The organism is Autumnicola edwardsiae, assembly GCF_031846505.1.
In the GTDB taxonomy this organism is placed as follows: Bacteria; Bacteroidota; Bacteroidia; order Flavobacteriales; family Flavobacteriaceae; genus Autumnicola; species Autumnicola edwardsiae.
In genome coordinates this window covers 36,238-57,317 of sequence record NZ_JAVRHP010000002.1, presented here as the reverse complement: position 1 = coordinate 57,317, position 21,080 = coordinate 36,238, and the positions used below count along the sequence as shown (strand labels likewise).

The window sequence follows — 21,080 nt, the reverse complement described above, 5'->3', positions numbered from 1 at the left end:
ATTATGAAGGATCTACTAAAAATAATGGCTGGTCGAACTCTACAGGAGAGGAATCGTCTACCAGTACTTTTACAATTTTACCGGATACTTCGCTTTCAATTTCGTTGAAAAGCTTCATTGCTTCAATCACACAAAGCACATCCCCTTCTTTAATACTATCTCCTACCTCAACAAAAACAGATTTGTCTGGTGAAGGTTTTCTATAGAAGGTCCCGATAATTGGTGATTTAACCGTAATGTAGTTTGAATTGTCTTCTGACGCTGATTCTTTTTTATCTGAAGAAGATGAACCAGACTGCTGTGCAGGTTCGGGTGCAGGCGAAGGAGCCTGTTGCTGTACCGGCATTTGCTGCGGCATCTGTCCCGCCATAGGTACATGTTGCACTATAGTTTCTTTATCATCTGAGCCGGTTTTGATAGTGATTTTTACATCTCCCGTTTCCAGTTTTACCTCACTGGCACCAGACTTGGCTACAAACTTTATCAGATTCTGAATTTCTTTTAAATCCATAATATTAAAGTGTTGGTTTTTTTAAGAATTATAAGCCCATTTAAGGTAAGCAGCACCCCAGGTGAAGCCACCTCCAAATGAGGCAAAAATAAGGTTATCCCCTTTTTTAAACTTTTTTTCGTAATCACTCAATAATAAGGGCAAAGTTGCCGAAGTTGTATTTCCATACCGCTGAATGTTCATAAGGACTTTATCGTCTTCCAGATTCATCCTGCCGGCAGTAGCTCCAACTATTCTCTTGTTGGCCTGGTGTGCTATTAGCCAGTCTACATCTTCGTTGCTGAGGTTGTTCTGTTTCATTATCTGTTCGCTTACCGCCGCCATGTTAGATACTGCAAACTTAAATACTGTTTTACCATCCTGCCGTACATAATGAAGTTTTTTCGCCACAGTTTCTTCTGTAGGCGGCATTAAAGATCCACCGGCTTCTATTCTTAAAGAATCTCTTCCAATCGAATCGCTACGAAGAATTTCATCTTGTAGCCCAAAACCTTCTTCATTGGGTTCCATAAGCACTGCACCGGCTCCATCTCCAAAAATAATACAGGTTGTTCTATCTGTATAATCGATTATGGAAGACATCTTATCTGCCCCTACCACAAGTACCTTTTTGTACCTGCCGGATTCAATATAAGCTGCACCCGTAGACATTGCATATAAAAACCCTGAGCAGGCTGCCTGTATATCGTAAGCAAAAGCATTAGTGGCTCCTATTTGTGTTGCCACATGAACACTAGTTGCCGCAACAGGTAAATCTGGCGTTACCGTGGCGACCAGTACCAGGTCTATTTCCTGCGGATCAAGATTTCTTTTTTGTAGTAGGTCTTTGGACGCTTCTATAGCCAGAAACGAGGTTCCCTTATTAGGATCTTTTAAAATTCTGCGCTCCTTTATGCCTGTTCTTGAGGTTATCCACTCATCATTGGTATCCACCATTTCCTCCAACATTTTGTTGGTCAAAACATCGTCGGGAACGTATGCACCCACAGCTGTAATTGCTGCTGTGATTTTATTCATAGAATCAATTTTAAAACACCAGTGTGCATGCCGCTGCACATATTAGTCCATTAACAGGAATGTACTAATTTTTCTTTTAAATGTGGTGCAAATTAAGGTCTTTTTAGGACTTATTCAACTAAAAACAAAAAACTCCCACGGCGTGAGAGTTTTCTTAATTTATTGAAGCTCTAAGACATTAAGCCTCTACTTCTTCTGTATTATCAATTAATACCTGACCGCGGTAATATAATTTACCTTCGTGCCAATGTGCTCTATGGTACAAATGTGCTTCGCCTGTTGTAGGATCGGTAGCTATTTTTGGTACCGAGGCCTTATAATGTGTCCTTCTTTTATCTCTTCTGGTTTTAGAGATTTTTCTCTTTGGATGTGCCATGGCTTGCTATTATTTAATCGTTTAGTAAATTCTTAAGTTTATCCCATCGAGGATCTATTTCATCCTCCTTATTTTTTTCTTTTTTGTCGATGCTAAGTTCTTCCAGTTTATCCAGCACGTCAGATTTTAAAGTACCATCTTCTACCCCGGGATGCACCCTCTTAATTGGTAGAGACAACACTATAAGCTCATAGATATATTGTTGTACGTTTACCTCAAACTCTCCATGCGGAATGATAAGTAAATCCTCATCTTCATCATTATACTCATCCCCAAACTTAATCACCAGAAACAGACTGCTGTCTATTGGTTGATCGTAGGGTTCGTTTGTAATGTCGCAATTTACATTTACCGTCCCCGAAGCTTTAAAGGTAAGCTCCATCATGGTGTTTTTCTTTTCAAACAGCAGGTCGATCTTTACATCTACACTGTTGAATTCATCGTACTCAAAATGATCAAAGAACTCATTATCAATATCGTACTCAAACTGGTGCTTCCCTAGCTTTAATCCCACAAAGGGGATTGTATATGCTGCTAATCTCCTCATCTCATACTCAGTTTCGAGCCCCGTGCCGTTAGGCTTAGGCGGGTGCAAAGATAAAAAATATAATTAATTAATTATCTTTTGTAAACAATTTTTTGTTAGTATCTTTTCTACCCTGCTTCTTTAAAGCATTCTGGGTAAGTTTCCTGTATTCCTTTCTGCATTTATAGATCTCAATAGCTTTGAAGACAGCTTCTTTAAAGGAGTTTATATTGGCTGAATTGGTACCGGCAATTTCGAAAGCTGTTCCATGATCTGGTGAGGTTCTCACCTTATTTAAGCCTGCCGTAAAATTCACTCCGTTGCCAAAAGAAAGGGTTTTAAAAGGAATAAGCCCCTGGTCATGGTAGGAAGCAACCACCGCATCAAAATTCTTATAATTCTTGGAACCAAAAAAGCTATCTGCAGAATAAGGACCGTAAACCAGCTTTCCTTTTTCCCTTATTTTATGTAAAGTAGGTTTTAGGATTTCTTCATCTTCTTTTCCTATTACTCCGTTATCTCCGCTATGGGGATTAATGCCCAAAACGGCAATTTTCGGCTTCTGAATTCTAAAATCCTGTTTCAGGGTTTCATGAATGATGTCGATTTTCTTCTGAATTAATTCCGGAGTAATCACGCTGGCAATATCTTTTAAAGCAACGTGATCTGTAAGAAGTCCGATTTTAAGAGTATCGGTGATCATAAACATTAGGCTTTCCCCTTCAAGTTCGCGGGCTAAATAATCGGTGTGCCCCGGAAAATTAAAGTTTTCGCTCTGGATACTGCTTTTATTTATGGGAGCAGTGACCAAAACATCAATATCATCATTTTTTAAAGCAGCGGTAGCCGCTTCTAAAGAAAGAAAAGCGTATTTACCCACTTCGGGATCTTCTTCACCAAAATTGATATTCACATTCTCCTTCCACACGTTCATCACGTTAATTTTTCCGTCTATTGCTTTGGAAGGATCATCTATTCCCTGGAAATTAAGGGACAGTTTATATTGCTTTTTCAGAAACGTTATAATCTTTGCTGAAGCAAAAATAACTGGGGTACAAAAATCCAACATCCGGGAATCGTCAAAGGTTTTAAGTACAATCTCGCTCCCTATACCATTAAGATCCCCTATACTAATTCCCAATTTTATCTTTTGAACTTGTTTCATAAAATTCCCGATATTTTATTTCTATTTTTACAACACAAATGTAACTAATATAATATAATCCATGTTTACGGGGATCATTGAAGAAGTGGGGGAAATCGTTTCGCTACAAAAAGAAGAAGAGAATTTACACATTAAAGTAAAGGCTACATTCACTCCCGAACTTAAAATTGATCAAAGTGTTGCTCATAACGGAGTTTGTCTCACAGTGGTTTCTATTGAAGATGATACTTATAAGGTAACTGCAATTAAAGAAACCCTTCAGAAAACAAACTTTGGGCATCTTAAAAAAGGAAGCTTTGTTAACCTGGAACGCGGAATGAAACTTGGTGACAGGCTGGATGGCCATATCGTGCAGGGACATGTAGACCAAACCGCAATTTGCACAAAAACTGAAGATGCGGGAGGAAGCTGGAATTTTACTTTTGAATATGATCCCGAAATGCAAAACATTACAATTGAAAAGGGATCTATTACTGTAAACGGGGTGAGTCTTACCGTGGTAAATTCAGAAAAAAACCGCTTCAGCGTTTCCGTAATACCTTATACCTATAAACATACCACCTTTGAAGACTTAAAAGAAGGAGATAAAGTAAACCTGGAATTTGACGTAATTGGAAAATATGTAAAGCGAATAAACGAGTTGCGTTAATCTTCTTTTTTCTTCCGAAGATGATAACCACCCAAAAGAAGCCCCGAAGCAATTAATGCTGAAATCCCAAAATCTATAGGAAGACCCGGTGGCGGCGGAACACCAGGTCCGCAATTTCTTGGTGACACACATTGACCATTACAAAGCCGAGTACCATCAGGACACGGCTCTGGAGGGTCTTGAGAAAATCCCTGAAATCCGGAAAAAAACAACACGGCACATAAAAGGAAAGTCCGTAATATTTTAAATTGTTTATTTCGTTCTATCATAATTTTCAAAACCTGCTTTGCAATATTAAGCAATAAAATTTTCTTAAACCGTCTTATTGACGTAAACAGGAGTTCAACTACACAAGTTAATATTCTCTGTTTCATTTATCTAAAGAAAATTCCGACGTTTTAGTTTGCTCTCAAGTACTTCAAAACAGAGGACTAATCTTTATGCAAAAATATTATTCTTAAAGTTTTCGCCAAGATAGCTCTTTCCGAACAAGCTTTGGGCCAAAGACATGATTTCGTAAAGAAACTTAGTCACGCAACCGATTGTTGCATTATCATTTTTAATTATCTTAACAACTTCAACCTAATTCTTAAATGATGAACCCTAAATTATTCCTTTCCTTTTTTGCACTCTGTTTGTGGTTTTTGCCAACAACTGCACAACAGCAAGATTATTTTCAAAACCCGATCCTGGCTGGATTTTATCCCGACCCCGCGATCACAGATGATGGAAATGGCAACTATTACATGGTACATTCCACTTTTGCATTCTATCCGGGCATTCCCATTTTCCACAGTACAGATCTGGTAAACTGGAAGCAAATAGGAAACGTTCTGGACCGGCCTGAACAACTGGAGCTGGAAGGATTTGGAGTTTCACGGGCCGTTTTTGCTCCGGACATCAGTTTTAATAATGGTACCTTTTATGTTACCTGCACCATTGTGGATGGTAAAGGAAATTTTGTAGTAACTGCAAAAGATCCGGCTGGCCCCTGGTCCAACCCCGTTTGGCTTCCCGAAGTACAGGGAATAGATCCCGGATTGTTCTTTGATGAGGAAAAATCTTATATAGTTTACAACGGAGACGCACCAAACAATGAGCCCTTGTATGACGGGCACCGCACCATCCGTATGTTTGAATTTGATAAAGAAAACCTGAAAGTAAAAGGAGAAAACCGTATCCTGGTAAATGGCGGAGTGGATATTTCGCAAGAGCCGGTTTGGGCTGAAGGACCACGAATTTACAAAGAAAACGGATATTACTACCTTATGACTGCAGAAGGTGGTACAGCCGTAAATCATACCGAGGTAGTTTACAGAAACAGGAATATTGATGATGATTTTGTTCCTTACAAAAACAACCCTGTCCTTACGCAGAGACATTTAGATCCTGAAAGGAAGAATCCCATTACCTCCGCCGGACATGCAGATATTGTAGTTGGACCGGATGATAAGTGGTATGGAGTTTTTCTAGCCGTGAGACCTTATGAAGGTGATTATTATAATACCGGAAGAGAAACATTCCTGGCACCGGTAAAATGGGTGAACGACTGGCCTGTATTTGATCTGGGAGGTGAAGAAATTAAATATCAGTATCCTTTACCTGAAGGAGTGGAAATTAATGAAGATATTTTTCCTCTAAATGGAAATTTCTCCTTTACCAAAGACTTCAATAACGAAGAACTTGATTTTCACTGGCTATTCCTTAGAACTGTCAAAAACAAGTGGTACAGTTTAAACGAAAGAAAAGGTTTTCTGGTTATGGAAACCCGGCCCGAGACTGTATCCGGCACTTCTAATCCCAGCTTTGTAGCCCACAGGCAGCAGCATCTTACCGGAGAGGCTTCTGTATCTGTAGATTTTACTACAGAAAAAAGCAATGAAAAAGCCGGTTTATTAGCTTTTCAAAATGAAACACATTATTATTTTATCTGCAAATCTTTTGCTGAAGGCAAAGAGGTAATCGAGCTCTATAAAGGATCTGAAAATGAAGAAGTTTTACTTGCATCCGCTAACCTTGATGCTCCTGAAGCCATAGTAGAATTTAAAGTTGAATTTAATGAGGACAACTACAGGTTTTCTTATAAAACTGAAACTGAATGGAAGAATCTGGGAGGTGATTTAGACGGAAAATATTTAAGTACCCGCGTTGCCGGTGGCTTTGTGGGAGCAGTTTTAGGAATGTACTCCACTTCTAACGGAGCAGATTCTCAGAATAAAGCTGCTTTCGACTGGTTTAAATATACCGGAGAAGATGAGGTTTATAAAAACTAATTTTCGTTAAGGAAAAAGGTGATCTAAGCCTGGCAAAATTTTCAGCTCTTCAGGGTTTAACTGATTTTTTCAGCTAAAGCTCTCTCTACAGCACGAAAATTGCCATTTTTAGATCACCTCTTTATTTCTTATTCAGAAGTAATTTATTTCTCCCACTCGTCTGTTCTAAAAGGAGAAGCGGGAAAGCCTTCTTTATTATAAAGATTTGCTCCTTCAGGGTTATCTGCCCATGCATAACGCACAGCAACGGGATTTTTCACCTCAGGACTTGAAACAATCACCTTGTTACCCTTAATTTCGGCTTTAGCCCAGTAAAATTTCTTATCCTTACCGGCTATCGCAAACTGTTTAAGCTTTTTATCTTCACCTGTGGTTAAACCCTGCCCGGTGTTTTTGAAGGAGATGATAATAGAATCCCCTTTTTTGGCAAATGAAGTGTAAAGCGGCCCTCCGGGAACCACATCTTCATCGTAGGCCACATTTCTTGCTGCCTGCGCTAACCTCTCTCCTACAGATTTTTTATTTAGTGGATGAATATCATTCCACTCTCCTACATCTATTGCTCCCGCCATGCCGGTTTCAGGAACAGCTAGGGTTTCTGTTTGCGCCTCCCTTAAGCGGGCCCAGTTACTGTCTCCAGGCTGGTCCTTGCTTTCCATAAAATTTGTGAGTTGAACATAAAGGAATGGGAAATTTCCCTGATCCCATTTTTTCCTCCAATCTTCTATAAGCGCAGTAAATAACTCCTGGTACTCATCGTAGGAATCGGTATTGGATTCTCCCTGGTACCAGATTGCACCTTTAACCCTGTAATTTGTTAATGGATTTATCATGGCATTATATAAGCCAAGTGGTTTCCAGCGTATAAAAGTTTGACCGCGCAGCGTTGGCATTTCAGCGCCCAGTTTGTACTTCCAGGTTCCGGTGAGATCAATTTCCTCTTCACCTAACACCAATTTATAAGGTTTATCTGGCACAAAACCACCCCTGCCAGATTCGTTAATAACGCGGATACTTATTAAATTCTCTCCGTCTTCCAATACTCCGGCTGGAATTTCATAGCGCCTGGGCGGATACTGATAAGTTGTGTTACCAACAAAAGTTCCGTTAACAAAAACAGAATCGGCGTCCACAATTCTTCCCATTAATAGTTTTACGTCCTTTTCAGTCCAATTTTCAGGAATTTCTATCTTCTTCTGAAACCAAACCGCGCCGTTCTTCTGTCCCAGCTCTTCATCTGCCCAATAGCCCGGAATTTGCATTTCGTTCCACGAGTCGTCCTTTCCTGGCACTGCTTTCCAGTTCATAGAAATACCGGAATCCTTTTTATTCAGTTCACTGTACCATCCCCGGATACGAGCCTGATCGTCTTGTTCAATACTGTCTCTAAGCCGGCTGCTTTTAAATTTTTCTGCTTCTTCAAAATGTTCCGGAAATTTTTTCAAGGATTCTTCGCTAATCCAGGCTTCTACAGGTGAACCTCCCAAACTGGCATTTATTATACCCACAGGAATATTATACCGCTCATAAAGATCTTTTGCGAAAAAATAAGCTACCGCAGAAAAACTTCGGATATTCTGTTGAGATACCGCTTGCCACTCTCCTCCCTCTAAATCTTCATTTGCTTTACTAAAATCATAGGTCTTCGGAACCTGAAAAAAGCGCAAAGCATCATTAGAAGCACTGGCAATTTCTTCAGTATATAAAGGCTCCACACGACCCATAGGAAGTTCCATATTGGATTGTCCTGAAGCCAACCAAACATCGCCTACATAAATATCCTTCAGCTCAATTTCATTATTCGCACTAAGGTTCATTTTGTAAGGACCACCAGGTTTTAAACCTGAAACAGTGACAGACCATTCTCCTTCGGAATTTGCCGTTGTTTTGTATTCTTTTCCCTGGAATGAAATAAGAATGGGCTCCTCTTTAGAAGCCCATCCCCATATTTTTACATCTGCATCACGCTGAAGTACCATTCCGTCATTGATCAGTTGAGGTAAATGTACCTGAGCAAATACAGAATTATATAATCCTGCGAAAAACAGAACTGCAATAAAAAGATATTTCATAAAATTTTCACTTATTCTGCTGTAGCATCCTGTGCGGTTTCCTCTCCAGATTCAACCATAGCATTAATGGTTTGGATGCTTCCGTCTTCATTATAGTTAAGCTCCGTCATTTTAACGCTTCTTAAGTACGTTTTGCCTTCAGAAAGGGAACTATCATGATAAAATAAATACCATTTCCCTTCATATTCAACTATGGAATGGTGGTTTGTCCAGCCTAATACGGGCTCCAAAATCACGCCCCGGTAAGTAAAAGGACCATAAGGATTGTCACCGGTTGCATAAGCTATGTTGTGGGTGTCTCCTGTAGAGTAGGAGAAATAATAGGTGTCATTATATTTATGTACCCAGGCAGCCTCAAAAAATCTTCTCTCGTTTTCCCCGGTAAGAAGCGGCTCTCCATCTTCATCAAGAAGTTGTATTTCTTTTGGCTCTTCTGCAAAGCTGAGCATATCTTCACTCATTCTGGCAATCATTGGTGAAAGTGCAGGTTCGTCATCAGCCGGATAAATGTCTTCTTCTCCCTGATACTCATTGTTGCGGTAATCCTGAAGCTGTCCTCCCCAGATTCCTCCAAAATACATATAATACTCCCCATCTGTATCTTCGTATACCGCAGGGTCTATACTGTAACTGTTTTCGATAGGCTCCTGTTCCGGATTAAAAGGCCCTGCTGGATTATCTGCAGTCGCCACGCCAATTCTGAAAATATCATTTTCGTCCTTGGCTGGAAAATAAAAATAATATTTCCCATCTTTTTCTGCAGCATCTGGCGCCCACATTTGCCTTGAAGCCCACGGCACATCTTCAACATCCAGGACCACCCCGTGATCTTCAACCTCCCCACCTATGCTTTCCATTGAATAAACGTGGTAATCTTTCATATTGAAATGGGCACCTGTATCATCTTCCGGAATTCCGGAATCCCAGTCATGGGAAGGATAAATATAGATTTTGCCTTCAAAAACGTGAGCTGATGGATCTGCAGTATAATTATCAGTCACCAAAGGTTCTGAGGCAGACCTTCTAACGTTGTCTTGTGTTGCAACAGAATCCTCCTGTACAGCATTTTCTTCAGCATCAGTGTCTTTTTTTCCGTCGCCACAGCTCATTATTACAAGGGAACTGAGGATTGGAAGTGTGGAACGTAAAAAGTTCTTATTCATAATTTTTAAAGTTTTAACTTCTTATTAAGTTGGTTTTTAGTGAATATAACAAAAGCTAAATTATGAAAAACTTTACTCAATCGTATTCGCAATATTACATAATTTATTAAAAAACTGTTTTACAGCAATTTATACACTGTATTTTTCTCGTGGAATGTTAAAATTTAAAAAATTCTTCATTTTATCACGCAACCGATTGCGTTAAAACAATATTTATGTATATTTATCAAATCAAAAAATTTTAAGTGTTTATTTACATATATGAAACTTTTTATTACTAATAATTAGAAATACCACATCATGATCAAAAAAAGAGTATTAAAGGGAAAGCAAAATCCTTTAAAAAAAATGGTCTTCCTTTTTATGTCACTACTCAGTATAGCGGTAAGTGCTCAGGAAGTAACAGTATCGGGTACTGTATCTGATGCTATGGGGCCTTTACCAGGTGTCTCCGTTATACTTGAAGGCACCAATCGAGGAGTAGTTACAGATTTTGATGGTAATTACAGTATTACCAGTGTTCCGCCTACCGGAACCCTGACATTTAGTTTTGTAGGTTTTAGAAGTTCAAGTATCCCTATAGAAGGGAGATCTGTTATTAATGTAACTATGCAAGAAGATACTCAATCCCTTGACGAAATCGTTGTCGTTGGGTATGGTACCCAACGTCGTAGTGATGTTACAGGATCTATAGTTTCAACATCTAGTGAAGAACTAAGGGAAGTCCCTGCCGCCAATATCCAGCAACAACTGCAGGGTCGCCTCGCGGGAGTCGAAATACAACCTGTTGGTAACAGACCGGGAGCAGATGCAAGAATCAGGATTCGCGGGAACAGATCTATTACAGGAGATAATAGCCCTCTCGTGGTGGTAGATGGAATTCCATACCAGGGAAGTCTTACAGACATAAGTCCAAATTCCATTGAAACAATTGATGTATTAAAGGATGCTTCGGCCACAGTTATTTATGGTTCCAGGGGCGCAAACGGAGTTATTCTTATTACTACTAAAGATGGTGTAGTAGGAGAAACTACTGTTAACCTTGATACCTATACAGGAATTAATACAGTGGCTAGAAAATACAATGTCTATAGTGCAGAAGAATATCGCGCCTTACGTGATATTTCACCATTTCGCGAAGGTTACAGACCTAGGGAAATTGAAGGTATTGCGCAGGGAAGAGATACAGACTGGCAGGATTTGGTATATCAGGACGGTATAATTACAGATCATAATTTAAATATTTCTGGTGGTAGTGAAACTGCCCGCTTCTCTACCGGGTTAGGATATTTTAAAGAGACTACTGTTTTACCACTACAAGATTTTGAGCGTTACTCATTAAGAGCTAATGGGGATTTTAATGTAGGGGAAAAAGTAAGCATAGGAATTAGTACCCTTAATAATCTAACGATTACCAACGGTTCTCAATTCGGTTTGAACGTATTTCCTCTTTTAACCCTTAGTCCCTTAATGCCTCCGTATGATGAAAATGGAGATATCCTTGTAACTCCAGCCGGAAACATTGATGATCAGGAATCTACTTATAGCCCACTTTTAATAAGGGAATATGAAGGAAGCTGGGATGACAGAGTACGGACTCTTTATACCTTTAATACCGGATATTTTGAATGGGAAATTATTGATGGCTTAGCCTATAGATTAAATGCCGGAGGTTATTATAGGCAGACACAAAATGCACAATTCCAACCTCAGGACATTCCTGCACAACCCTCTTATTTTAGACCCAACCAGGGAAATACAGCATATGTAGGAAATTCGGAATCCTTCGGTTATACCTTGGAAAATTTAATTACTTACAAAAAAACAATTGCAGAGAAACATAGAATAGATGCCACTCTTTTGTACAGTGCACAGGAAGATCAAAATTACAGTACTAATGTCCGGAAAGATTCTATAACAGCCGATTTTGTAAGATTTTACAATCTGGGAATATCTTCCCCTTCCCCAACTGCAGAACTGGGAGGAGGTGAATCTTCCTGGCAACTGGAATCACAAATGGTACGTTTAAATTATGCATATGATGATCGATACCTTCTAACAGTATCCGGTCGTAGGGATGGCTCTTCCAGACTGGGAGAGGGTAATGAATTCCATTCCTATGGTGCATTTTCTTTAGGTTGGAACCTTCACAACGAAGCTTTCATGGAGAATGTTGACTTTATAAATAATTTTAAATTCCGGGGAGGCTTTGGAGAAACTTCCAATCAGGCCATTGCCCCGTATTCTACTTTGGGGGGGGTTAGTAATACTATTAGCGGAGTTCCTGTAAGGTATAACTACGGTCAATCCATAGTACAGGGATTTTATATTCTTAACATCCCGGATCCAAACCTGGACTGGGAATATACCCGGACACTCAACCTCGCAGTTGACTTTGGCTTATTTCAAAATAGACTTTCAGGAAGTGTAGATTGGTACAATGCCCGCACTCACAACATTTTATACGGCCAACAATTACCTGCATCCTCAGGAGCAGTCGGTAGCTTTGTTACAAACGTTGGTGAAATGACCAACCGCGGTTTGGAAGTAACACTTTCCGGAGATATACTTAGACCTTCAGATCCAGATGGTTTTTCTTGGGAAGCCGATATTAACTGGTTTTATAACAGAAATGAACTGGAAAAATTAACGAGTGGTTTTCAACGAGACATAAATGCTGGTCTCCACATAGGAGAACCAATAAGTGCAATTTTTGATTACAATAAATTAGGAATATGGCAACTGGATGAGGCTCAGGAGGCAGCAGATTATGGAGCTGTTCCGGGGCAACTAAAATTGGAAGATATTAATAATGATGGTGTAATTGACCAAAGCGATAAATCTGTTATTGGAAGTGCAGAAGCAGATTGGCAAGGAGGTATCACTAATCGTTTTACCTGGAAAGGCTTTGATCTTTCTGTAGTAACTTATGCAAGAATAGGAGGCACGTTAATAAGTCAGCCTCACCAGACATTATCCAGTTATTTAACAGTTAATGACGGAAGAAGAAATCAAATTAAAGTTGATTACTGGACGCCAAATAACCCTACTAACTTTTTTCCTCAACCTGCAGAGCAAATAAGCCCGCAATCTGATGCCTGGACTACTCTTGGGTATTTTGATGCCTCCTTTGTAAAAATTAGAAGTATTAACTTTGGTTATACATTAAGCCCTGAAGCTCTTGAGAACACCTTTGTAAAAAGTCTCCGTTTATACGTGACCTCTCAAAATCCTTTCTTACTCTATTCTCCCTATGTAGATAAAGGCGGGGTAGATCCCGAACCTACAAGCACTTTTAATAATAGTCAAGGTGTATCCAGTCCGGGGAATTTAAGCGGAAGTGCACTTGTAATTTCAGCCGGAACTCCACCAACAAAATCTTTAATTTTCGGTCTTAATTTTAAATTTTAAAAAAATAATAACATGAAATTGAATTTTAAACTAACTGGAATAGGTTTACTCCTTATAACCTTGTTCACAACAAGTTGCGAGGAGGATTTCTTACAGGAGGAGCCTTATACAAGTTTTACTCCTGAATATTTTAGAACCCAGGTTGGCCTGGAAGATGCTATTAATGCTATATATGCAGGTTTAAGATATGATTTTGGCCCCAACGGAGCCCTGGCCATTACCACAGTAGGTACTGATGAATGGACCTATGGAGATCAGCCCGCTACAGGTCAGGACGGTGATGTATTAAGATTGGGAACATATACGCTAGACGCAAATAATGGTGCTATTCTAACACCCTGGAATCGTAACTTCTCCAACATAAACTTGGCAAATGCCGTACTGGAATTTGCTCCTGAAGTCAATATGTCGGAAAACACCCGGACCCGTATTATGGCCGAAGCACGTTTTCTTAGAGCGCAATATTATATCCTACTCGTTCAACAGTTTGGAGCGGTTCCGGTAAACCTGGGAGCAGGAGATCTGGAGTACAATAACAGCCCTACAAACGAATTCTATCGCCTACCTACAGATGAAGTTCTGGTTAAAGATTATGAAGCGATGATAAGTGACTTAATCTATGCAAGTGAAAACCTACCCGACCAACGTCCCTCCAATGCATTCCGCGTTTCCAAGGCTGCAGCATTACACTTACTGTCTAAGGTTTACTTATTTAGAGGCTATTCTTCTGTAAGCCAATCTGGTGATTTTGAAAATTCTCTTGCAGCATCCGAAGATCTAATTAATAATAGTGGTGCATATGGAACGGGATTATTAGAGGATTTTGGAATGGTACATCAGGAAGGTAATGACTATAACAGAGAAATTTTATTTTCTGTTGAACGTTTACCGCTTAATGACAATGCTAATGAGGTTGCTAATCCCGGCAGTGACTTTTCAAATAAAGTTAATATTGCAAATAATATGTTTAATGCAAACTACACCGCCACTATACCAAGTAACTATCCTAACAGTGCGCTTGCAGGCCAGCAATTAATAGATAGCAGGCCCTTTCAATATGGACGACCTTTGAGAAGATATGCTCCGCTTCCTTATGTTTACGAAGTAGCATTTGCCGACAAAGTTAACGACAGTCGCTATAATAATTCCTTCCGAACTGTATGGTATGCAAGCACGGTAAACGAACAAGGTACAGATGCCTATAACACCTATGCTGAAAGAATAGCTGAATTAGGTCTGGAAGTAGGAGACACCGCTATATATTTGGCGCCTACAGATGCTGAAGCAGACAGATTAAAACCCGTTAAAAACTATTGGGTATTAGGCCCGAGTGACTACTATACCAATCAAAATCCGGCGATACAAGTATATCCTAACTTAAAAAAATATGATGACACACAACGAGCAGCCTTTAATGATGTATCAGGCAGGCCGTTTATTGTAAGTAAGTTTTCCGAAGCCTACCTCCTGGCGGCAGAAGCAGCATTCCAGTTGGGACAGCTAAACAAAGCTGCAGATTATCTGAACGTAATAAGGGAGAGGGCAGCATTTAGACCCGAATTGACTTCAGAAGAGGTAGAGGAACGGAGAGAAGAAATGAGAATCACCTCCTCTAATGTTACCATGGATTTTATCCTTAATGAAAGAACAAGAGAATTGGTTGGAGAAAGTATGAGATGGCCCGATTTAGCCATGAGAGGTATGCTGGTAGAAAGGGTTAGAGAATATAATCCAGATGCAGCACCCAACATTGAGCCATACCATAGGTTACGGCCAATTCCTCAATCTCAGTTAAACAGTATCTCAGATCCAAATGGTGAAGAATACCAAAACCCAGGCTATTAATAAAAATTATTAACAATGAAAAATATTAAATATATTCCAATTATAATGGTATCTCTTTTTACAGGCTTCACCTCCTGTACAGATGATTACGAAGTGAATGTCCTAGATACTGGTGATTACGACGAAACAGAAGGGCAGCTACAGGAAACTGCTGAATTCCCTGTTGGATTTGCTATAAACTATTCCAGTTTTGCGAACAACCCTGAAATTCTTGAAGTAGTAAGTCAGGAGGCAGATAATGTTACCTTGGAATACAATATGAAGCACGGAGCTATTGTAGATAATAATGGCAATTTCAATTTCTCAAGGGCAGATGAAATGGTGGCAGCAGCAAAAAATGCTGGTCTCAATATTTTTGGCCATACCCTGGGATGGCATTCTAATCAAAACGCCATCTACTTGAACAGCCTTGTTGAACAATCCGGTGGTGGTGGTGGCAATAATATTGATAACTTATTGTTAAATCCCGGCTTTGAAGAAGGAGAAGGAGATGAATTCACTAACTGGGGAAAATATAATGGAGGAAGTCTTCTGGTTGCTGCAACAGAACCCGATAACGTTAGAACCGGTGATAGGGCATTGCAGGCCACCGGGGAAGGACAGGATGCCTGGAGAACACAGTTCGTAAGCGACGCCGTAGCCACCACTGATGGAACTACTTATACCTTTAGTATTTGGGCAAAAGCAGAATCTTCAGGAGGAAATATAAGATTTTCCACTACTTCTTCTGTAGGTGCTCAGTATTCAGGAGATTATGAAGTAGGCACAGATTGGTCTCTCCTAAGCTGGACATTTACGGCAAACTCTGCAGAAACCGGTATTGCCTTAGATTTAGGAGCTTCAGCCATGACTTATTATCTCGATGATGCACAATTTTATGATCCTAATGCAGAACCTGAGGAAACTGAAGGTTCTGATACATATCCGGTAAACGGAGGACTTGAAGAAGGGGAAGGAGATGAATTCACTGGCTGGGGTAAATACAATGGAGCCAGCCTCCTTGTGCAAACTACAGATCCAGAAAATGTAAGATCAGGCGATAGGGCACTACAAGCTACAGGAGAAGGTCAAAACGCCTATAGCACTCAATTTGTTAGTGATCCTATTCCTACTACTGTAGGTGAAGAATATACCATGTCTGCGTGGATAAAAGCTGAATCTTCAGGAGGAAATATAAGATACTCCACAAATGCAGCGGCAGGAGCTCAGTATTCAGGAGATTTTGAAATTGGTACAGAATGGACCAGATATACCTGGACATTTCCTGCAAATGACTCTTCCACAAGAATTGTTTTCGATATGGGAGCCTCAAGTATGACTTATTACGTAGACGACATAATGTTTGTTGAAGCAGGCTCTGAAGGAGGTTCTGAAGGAGGTGATGCAGCACAGGTAGTAGACGAAGCATTGAAAAATTTTATCACTGAAACAGTAAATCACTTTGAAGATGATGTAAATGCCTGGGACGTTGTTAACGAACCTATGGCTGATGGCGGGAGCGGTTTACGTACAAGCCTAAACACCACTGTAAATAGTGAGGCCACAGATGTCTTTTTCTGGTCTGACCATCTTGGCAGAGACTGGGCTTTAAAGGCATTTCAATATGCTGAAGAGGCCGATCCTGAGGCCGATTTATTTATTAATGATTATAACCTGGAATCAAATCCCGCTAAGGTAGATTCTCTAGTTGCTTATGTTCAGGAACTAAGAGAAAAAGGAGCAAAGATCGATGGTATTGGAACACAAATGCATATCGGAATCAACACCTCTCAGTCAGGTATTGATGATATGTTTCAAAAACTTGCTGCAACTGGATTACAAATTAAAGTTTCTGAACTGGATGTGAAAATCAATCCTTTTGAAAAACAAGGATTTACTCCTACCCCTCAGCTTTATGGATACCAGGCGGCCATGTATGAATACGTGATTAACTCTTACCAAAGAAATGTACCCGCAGAACAACAATACGGCGTTACCTTCTGGGGAGTATCAGATAAAGATAGTTGGTTAATCTCTGATGGTCGGGCAGAATTCCCTCTACTCTTTGATGAAAATTATGAAAAGAAAGCGGCTTACTCAGGAGTCTTACAAGCATTGAGCGAATAAAATAACTGTGTTTATTAATTACTAGTAAAAGAAAGCCGTCTCATTTATAACGGTGAGGCGGTTTTATTGGCGACAATGTGAGATAGAATTATGCTCTAATTAGAGCAATAATTGAAGGAGCTATTTAAGGATTAATAAAAATGAAGTTTAAGTAGAAAGTAGTTAGTTAGAGTTGAGTAATAGTTATCTCGTGATGAGAGCTGCAAACCGTCTTCCTTAATTGTGGAGGCGGTTTTTAGTTTTATATTCCTATTTAAACATGAAAGAAATTTTATATTTGCAAAAATTTGTACTACATGTCCCTTATTTTCAGAACAATACTTTTTATCTGCTTAATTTTTATCGCAGGTTGTGGCCGGGATGAAGTAAAAAGAAAGACTTCAGACGCAGAAACCCTGTTTACCGAGCTTGACCAATCCAAAACAAATATAGAATTCACTAATACGGTAAAGCAGGATTCCGCGTTTAACTATATCAATTATCCTTATGCTTTCACAGGCGGAGGTGTTGCTGTTGGTGATATAAACAACGACGGTCTTCAGGATGTTTATTTCACTTCCAATCAAAATTCCAATAAGCTCTACTTAAATACCGGCGATTTTAAATTTGAAGATGTAACGGCAGAAGCCGGAGTAGAAGACAGTAATGGCTGGACCAGCGGAGTTACTATGATAGACATTAATAACGATGGCTGGATGGATATCTACGTATGTAAATCTGCCTCTATTGAAAATAGTGTTCTTCGGAAGAACAAGTTGTTTATCAATCAAAAAGACGGAACTTTTAAAGATGAAGCCGAAAAGTGGGGGCTGGATCATAACGGATTCTCTATTCAGGCTTACTTTTTTGATTTTGACAAAGATGGTGACCTGGACATGTACCTGGTAAACCACCGGCCTGATTTTGGGAACACAAACAAAATTGAGTCTACAGGTGAAAAGCAATATTTCCCTGAAACCTCAGATCACCTGTTTAGGAACGACGGTGGAAATTTTACCAATATCACACTACAGGCAGGTATTATCAACAAGGAATGGGGACTTAGTGCTTCTATTGGTGATTTTAATAACGACGACTGGCCAGATGTTTATGTGGCTAACGATTATATTGGCCCGGATTTTCTTTATATCAACAACAAGAACGGAACGTTTTCCAACCAGATCAACACCCGTTTAAAGCACATTTCCTATAACAGCATGGGCTCTGATTATGCTGATATAAATAATGATTTCTTACCCGATCTCCTGGTTCTGGACATGCTCGCAGAAGATCATCAGCGGGGAAAACAAAATATGGCGAGCATGAATACTGAAGGTTTCCGGACTATGGTAAATTCCGGTTACCACTACGCGTATATGTCTAATGTACTACAACTAAACAATGGCAACGGTTCCTTTAGCGACATTGGGCAGTTGGCGGGTATTTCAAAAACCGACTGGAGCTGGGCACCTTTAATTGCCGATTTTGATAATGATGGATTTAAGGATATTTTCATTTCAAACGGAATAGAACGGGAACTCGGGAATCAGGATTACAGGACAAGGGTAAGAGAACTTCAGCAAGAACAGGAAAATGTTACCTTTTCTGAAATGATGGAAATTATGCCTTCTGATGAACTTTCTAACTACGCCTTTAAAAACAACGGCGATTTAACTTTTGAAAATAGCACCACTAACTGGGGATTGGATAAAAAAATAAATACAAACGGAGTTGCTTATGCCGATTTTGATAGTGACGGTGACCTGGATCTGGTTCTTAACAATTCTTCTGGAAATGCAGCTGTCTACAAGAACAATTCTGTAGGTAATTTTATTAATATAAAGCTCACAGGAAGTGAAAATAATATTAATGGTATTGGTACAAAAGTAAAAGTGTACACCCCTGAAAATCAACAATATCAGGTTCTTTATACCTCCAGGGGGTACCAATCCTCAGTAAGTAACATCCTGAATTTTGGGATAGGTGAAGAAACAGAAATTGACAGGATTGAGGTAATTTGGGGAGACAATTCGGTCCTGGCCGCAGAAAATATAGAGCCAAATCAAACAATTACCTTCAGCAAAAAGCAATATAAAGGTGACAAAGAGCAACCCTTAAAGTCCGCTCAAAATTTCACTCCTGTAGATCCGCAAAGGCTTGGGATTAACTTTAAACATGAAGAAAACACATTTAATGATTTTTCGAGGCAGGCTTTACTCCCTCAAAAACTTTCAGAACAAGGCCCTGCACTTCAGGTTGCAGATATTAATAACGACGGACTTGAAGATTTCTTTATTGGTGGTGCAGCAGGACAGCCTGCCCAAATGTATATTCAGCATAAAATAGGTAGATTTGAAAGTATAAATCGGCAATTTTGGGAAAAAGAGAAAGATTTTGAAGATAATGCCGCTCTTTTCTTTGATGCAGATGGTGATGAGGATCTCGATTTGTATGTCACCAGCGGCGGTTATGAACTAGACGAGAATGATCCCCTTCTACAGGACAGACTCTATATTAATGATGGCAACGGAAACTTTACTGTAAGCCAAAAATTGCCGAAAATGAGCACTAGTTCAAAAACCGTACGCGCAACAGATTTTGACAACGACGGAGACCTGGATCTCTCCATTGGAGGCCATCATATCCCCGGAAAGTATCCTTTGGCGCCAAGATCTTACCTCCTGGAGAACGAAAATGGGCATTTTAAGGATATCACCCAGGAAATCGCTCCGGAATTACTGGAAATAGGTATAGTAAACGACCTTATTTTTTCAGATTATGACAATGACGATGATGAGGACCTTATTGTTGTTGGGGAATGGTTTCCAATAAGCATTCTGGAGAACAGAAATGGCAAATTTGCACTTAAATCCATACCAGATTTTGAAAAAACTGAAGGCTGGTGGAATACTGTAAAGGAAGTTGATATTGACAGAGATGGAGATATGGATTATTTAGTAGGTAACCTGGGAGAGAACAACAAATTTCATCCTTCTGAAGAAAAACCACTCCATATCTACGGAAATAATTTCGACAACAATAACACCTACGATATGGTATTGAGCAAGGTTTACCAGGGTAAATTAGTGCCAGTACGGGGAAAGGAATGTTCTACAGTACAAAACCCCTTTGTTAGTGAAAAAATACCGACTTATGAAGAATTTGCATCTTCATCACTACAAGACATTTATGGGGAAGAAGAAATTTCCAACTCCTATCATAAGGAAGTATACACCTTCAGTTCTATTATTGTAATAAACAATGGAGATGGCAGCTTTACGAAAAAGGAGTTACCCACTAAAGCCCAAATTGGCCCTACAATGGATTTTCAGATAACAGACATAAACGACGATGGTTTTCCCGATGTTATTGGTGTTGGAGGAATTTTTGAGGCTGAAGTAGAGACTATAAGGTACGATTCTAACACAGGCTATATTTTAGTTTCAGATTCCGAAGGGAATTTACAACCTGAGAGGGATATAAGTTTCTATAACGGATATAATGTAAAGGGAATGGCAGGTATTAAGATAAGAGAAGAAGCCCACTACATAATGGCCAACAACAACGGTCCACTTACCATCTTTAAAAGGAAATAGGTAAACAGAAAATCTTATCTAAGACCAAAAAATCCTGCCGCCCGCAGGATTTTTTAGTTTGATAACATAGGAACTTTAGGTCTTACAAGCTTGTAATAACCTGTTTTTGCAAAGAGAACAGAAGTCCCAAAAAAATCAAATTGTAATTTTAACCATAGCTTACCGACTTATACTTCAATACTTTAAAATCATAGATGAATATTTGACTGAAATACCTGGAAGTGAAATTTGGCAGATAAACAGCAAATTTATTTTTCATTATATTAGTAAAATTGTTAAGCATGCTTTCGTAACAAATCCATTTAGCTTGAGGTTAAATTAAAACAACCTCCTGATTCCTACGAATCTTATTTGTCCTAATAGTTTTTCAATAAAACCATTAATAGATTTA

Annotated in this window: 14 protein-coding genes; 6 read left to right on the top strand and 8 right to left on the bottom strand. The window is 39.4% G+C overall.

Going from position 1 to position 21,080, the window contains the following annotated elements; translation table 11 throughout:
• Window position 1: 1 nt before the first annotated feature.
• From accB to pdxA, 5 genes are all read right to left on the bottom strand, one after another.
• Window positions 2-511: an acetyl-CoA carboxylase biotin carboxyl carrier protein gene (gene accB / locus RM529_RS00785; RefSeq protein WP_311482839.1), complete on the bottom strand. Its 510-nt coding sequence runs from the start codon at window positions 509-511 to the stop codon at window positions 2-4.
• A gap of 21 nt (window positions 512-532) precedes the next feature.
• Window positions 533-1,528 (bottom strand): beta-ketoacyl-ACP synthase III, encoded by a 996-nt coding sequence (locus RM529_RS00780; protein WP_311482838.1) that lies wholly within the window; start codon window positions 1,526-1,528, stop codon window positions 533-535.
• 178 nt (window positions 1,529-1,706) lie between these two features.
• On the bottom strand, window positions 1,707-1,904 hold the full coding sequence (rpmF, locus tag RM529_RS00775; RefSeq protein WP_081208252.1) for a 50S ribosomal protein L32: 198 nt from the start codon (window positions 1,902-1,904) through the stop codon (window positions 1,707-1,709).
• A 13-nt stretch (window positions 1,905-1,917) separates the two neighbouring features.
• The gene (locus tag RM529_RS00770) at window positions 1,918-2,451 is read right to left on the bottom strand and encodes a YceD family protein (protein ID WP_311482837.1); all 534 of its coding nucleotides are present in this window, start codon (window positions 2,449-2,451) and stop codon (window positions 1,918-1,920) included.
• Between the two features lie 67 nt (window positions 2,452-2,518).
• Window positions 2,519-3,595 carry a 4-hydroxythreonine-4-phosphate dehydrogenase PdxA gene (gene pdxA, locus RM529_RS00765; protein ID WP_311482836.1) on the bottom strand — a complete coding sequence of 359 codons (1,077 nt, stop codon included), beginning with the start codon at window positions 3,593-3,595 and terminating at the stop codon, window positions 2,519-2,521.
• Between the two features lie 61 nt (window positions 3,596-3,656).
• On the opposite strand from pdxA, the gene RM529_RS00760 reads away from it, so the two are divergent.
• The gene (locus RM529_RS00760; protein WP_311482835.1) at window positions 3,657-4,244 is read left to right on the top strand and encodes a riboflavin synthase; all 588 of its coding nucleotides are present in this window, start codon (window positions 3,657-3,659) and stop codon (window positions 4,242-4,244) included.
• On the opposite strand, the gene RM529_RS00755 is transcribed toward RM529_RS00760, so the two are convergent.
• Window positions 4,241-4,513: a hypothetical protein gene (locus RM529_RS00755; protein WP_311482834.1), complete on the bottom strand. Its 273-nt coding sequence runs from the start codon at window positions 4,511-4,513 to the stop codon at window positions 4,241-4,243. The genes RM529_RS00760 and RM529_RS00755 overlap by 4 nt on opposite strands.
• Window positions 4,514-4,837: 324 nt before the next feature.
• Between RM529_RS00755 and RM529_RS00750 the strand changes: the two genes are divergently transcribed.
• On the top strand, window positions 4,838-6,517 hold the full coding sequence (locus RM529_RS00750; protein ID WP_311482833.1) for a glycoside hydrolase family 43 protein: 1,680 nt from the start codon (window positions 4,838-4,840) through the stop codon (window positions 6,515-6,517).
• Between the two features lie 143 nt (window positions 6,518-6,660).
• On the opposite strand, the gene RM529_RS00745 is transcribed toward RM529_RS00750, so the two are convergent.
• Window positions 6,661-8,589: a sialate O-acetylesterase gene (locus RM529_RS00745; RefSeq protein ID WP_311482832.1), complete on the bottom strand. Its 1,929-nt coding sequence runs from the start codon at window positions 8,587-8,589 to the stop codon at window positions 6,661-6,663.
• An 11-nt stretch (window positions 8,590-8,600) separates the two neighbouring features.
• On the bottom strand, window positions 8,601-9,752 hold the full coding sequence (locus RM529_RS00740) for a glycoside hydrolase family 43 protein (RefSeq protein ID WP_311482831.1): 1,152 nt from the start codon (window positions 9,750-9,752) through the stop codon (window positions 8,601-8,603).
• 363 nt (window positions 9,753-10,115) lie between these two features.
• On the opposite strand from RM529_RS00740, the gene RM529_RS00735 reads away from it, so the two are divergent.
• The 4 genes from RM529_RS00735 to RM529_RS00720 all read left to right on the top strand — a co-directional run bounded on the left by RM529_RS00735 (window position 10,116) and on the right by RM529_RS00720 (window position 20,689).
• On the top strand, window positions 10,116-13,163 hold the full coding sequence (locus tag RM529_RS00735) for a SusC/RagA family TonB-linked outer membrane protein (protein ID WP_311482830.1): 3,048 nt from the start codon (window positions 10,116-10,118) through the stop codon (window positions 13,161-13,163).
• A gap of 12 nt (window positions 13,164-13,175) precedes the next feature.
• On the top strand, window positions 13,176-15,008 hold the full coding sequence (locus tag RM529_RS00730) for a RagB/SusD family nutrient uptake outer membrane protein (protein ID WP_311482829.1): 1,833 nt from the start codon (window positions 13,176-13,178) through the stop codon (window positions 15,006-15,008).
• A 15-nt stretch (window positions 15,009-15,023) separates the two neighbouring features.
• The gene (locus RM529_RS00725) at window positions 15,024-17,114 is read left to right on the top strand and encodes an endo-1,4-beta-xylanase (RefSeq protein WP_311482828.1); all 2,091 of its coding nucleotides are present in this window, start codon (window positions 15,024-15,026) and stop codon (window positions 17,112-17,114) included.
• A 296-nt stretch (window positions 17,115-17,410) separates the two neighbouring features.
• Window positions 17,411-20,689 (top strand): VCBS repeat-containing protein, encoded by a 3,279-nt coding sequence (locus RM529_RS00720; protein ID WP_311482827.1) that lies wholly within the window; start codon window positions 17,411-17,413, stop codon window positions 20,687-20,689.
• Window positions 20,690-21,080: the final 391 nt, after the last annotated feature.

What these genes read in the sequence shown, in the direction of transcription:
- accB (WP_311482839.1), bottom strand. Translation starts at nt 511, where the DNA reads ATGGATTTAAAAGAAATTCAGAATCTGATAAAGTTTGTAGCCAAGTCT.
- RM529_RS00780 (WP_311482838.1), bottom strand. Translation starts at nt 1,528, where the DNA reads ATGAATAAAATCACAGCAGCAATTACAGCTGTGGGTGCATACGTTCCC.
- rpmF (WP_081208252.1), bottom strand. Translation starts at nt 1,904, where the DNA reads ATGGCACATCCAAAGAGAAAAATCTCTAAAACCAGAAGAGATAAAAGA.
- RM529_RS00770 (WP_311482837.1), bottom strand. Translation starts at nt 2,451, where the DNA reads ATGAGGAGATTAGCAGCATATACAATCCCCTTTGTGGGATTAAAGCTA.
- pdxA (WP_311482836.1), bottom strand. Translation starts at nt 3,595, where the DNA reads ATGAAACAAGTTCAAAAGATAAAATTGGGAATTAGTATAGGGGATCTT.
- RM529_RS00760 (WP_311482835.1), top strand. Translation starts at nt 3,657, where the DNA reads ATGTTTACGGGGATCATTGAAGAAGTGGGGGAAATCGTTTCGCTACAA.
- RM529_RS00755 (WP_311482834.1), bottom strand. Translation starts at nt 4,513, where the DNA reads ATGATAGAACGAAATAAACAATTTAAAATATTACGGACTTTCCTTTTA.
- RM529_RS00750 (WP_311482833.1), top strand. Translation starts at nt 4,838, where the DNA reads ATGATGAACCCTAAATTATTCCTTTCCTTTTTTGCACTCTGTTTGTGG.
- RM529_RS00745 (WP_311482832.1), bottom strand. Translation starts at nt 8,589, where the DNA reads ATGAAATATCTTTTTATTGCAGTTCTGTTTTTCGCAGGATTATATAAT.
- RM529_RS00740 (WP_311482831.1), bottom strand. Translation starts at nt 9,752, where the DNA reads ATGAATAAGAACTTTTTACGTTCCACACTTCCAATCCTCAGTTCCCTT.
- RM529_RS00735 (WP_311482830.1), top strand. Translation starts at nt 10,116, where the DNA reads ATGTCACTACTCAGTATAGCGGTAAGTGCTCAGGAAGTAACAGTATCG.
- RM529_RS00730 (WP_311482829.1), top strand. Translation starts at nt 13,176, where the DNA reads ATGAAATTGAATTTTAAACTAACTGGAATAGGTTTACTCCTTATAACC.
- RM529_RS00725 (WP_311482828.1), top strand. Translation starts at nt 15,024, where the DNA reads ATGAAAAATATTAAATATATTCCAATTATAATGGTATCTCTTTTTACA.
- RM529_RS00720 (WP_311482827.1), top strand. Translation starts at nt 17,411, where the DNA reads ATGTCCCTTATTTTCAGAACAATACTTTTTATCTGCTTAATTTTTATC.